The organism is Mesorhizobium sp. M7A.F.Ca.CA.004.12.1.1 (assembly GCF_003997835.1).
Classification (GTDB): Bacteria; Pseudomonadota; Alphaproteobacteria; order Rhizobiales; family Rhizobiaceae; genus Mesorhizobium.
In genome coordinates, this window is the sequence record NZ_RZRK01001164.1 from 1 (window position 1) to 1,382 (window position 1,382).

Annotated in this window: 1 protein-coding gene; it reads left to right on the top strand. The window is 66.0% G+C overall.

Annotated elements, in window-relative coordinates; genetic code table 11:
- Positions 1-1,382: caspase domain-containing protein (locus tag EN984_RS34730; protein WP_206517567.1), on the top strand; the 1,382-nt coding region annotated here is incomplete at both ends.

Here is a 1,382-nt window from a genome sequence, read left to right on the forward strand (position 1 = left end):
GAATGCGCCGCGCGCTCGACGATTTTCGCCTGGATGCCAAAGGCGCCGACGTGGCGCTGGTCTACTTCTCCGGCCACGGCGTGGAAATCTCGGGCGACAACCGGCTGCTCCCGATCGATGCCGACGCCTCCTCGCTCGATGCGCTGGAGAAGACCAGCCTGCCGCTGGAAGAGGTGCGCGACAGCGTGGCCGCCACGGCCAAGGTCGGCCTGATCATGCTCGACGCCTGCCGCAGCGATCCCTTCTCGGGAAGCAGCGGTGAAGGGCGCGGCGCGACATCGCTGGCAAAGGATGTCTCCGACAAGGTGAAGCCGGGTCTCGGCCGGATTGGCCGCGCCGAAAACATCCTGTTCGCCTTCTCCGCCGCACCGGGCGAGACGGCTGCCGACGGCACCGGCCAGAACTCGCCCTTCACGACAGCGCTGACCAAATATCTCGGCACCGACGGGCTCGAGATCCGCTCGGTGCTGACGCTGGTGCAGCAGGAGGTCTACGATTTGTCGCGGGGCAAACAGCTGCCTTACGTCGAGAGCGGCCTGCCGAAGCTGTTTTTTGCCGCGGCCGCCAAGCAACAATTGCCGGAGCGCGAGCGCCTGTTGCTTGCCATGGCCGACGTGACGCCGGAAATGCGCGGTGAGGTCGAGCAGGTCGCCAGCGATGCCGACATGCCGCTGGCGCCTCTCTACGGCGTGCTGATCAGCTCCGACGCCAGCCACCTTTCGGCGGACAGCCTGAATGCCCGGTTGCGCGAGGCGGCCGACGCCTTCGTCAAGGTGCGCGGCGAAATGAGGACGCTGGCCTCCGATGATCCGCAGGTGACGGAATTGCGCCGGCAGGCCGAGGAGCAGCTTTCGCTCGGCGCCTTCGATGGGGCTCGCGCCATCCTCGCAAAGGCCGCCGACATCGACAATGTTTCGCGCAACGCCTTGAAGGCCAACTTCGTCAACCGCACGCTGTCCGAGGCGGCGACGCGTTTCCTGTCCGGCGGTGCGGCGCGCGCCGACCTCGACTACGCCACGGCCATCAAGGACTATGAATCGGTGCTGGTCCTCTACGGCGAGGCCGGGCAAACCGATCTGACCCTGGACCAGGCCGACCGCCAGATCCGAACCCTGGACGAGCTCGGCAAGCTCTACACCCTTGTCGGCAACACCGATGCGGCAGGCCGCGCCTTTGCAGCGCTGGTGTCCAATCTCGAGCTGCGTTCGGCCCGGGAAACCGACCCGAGCGTCAAGCGCGATTTTGCCGTCAGCCACATCAAGCTCGGCAACATCAAGCTGGCGCAAGGAGACCTGCCGGAAGCGCTGGAAAACTATCGGACCGCCAGAACCATGCTCAGGGATTTGACCGCTGCCGAACCCGATCGGCTGTCATGGGTCAGC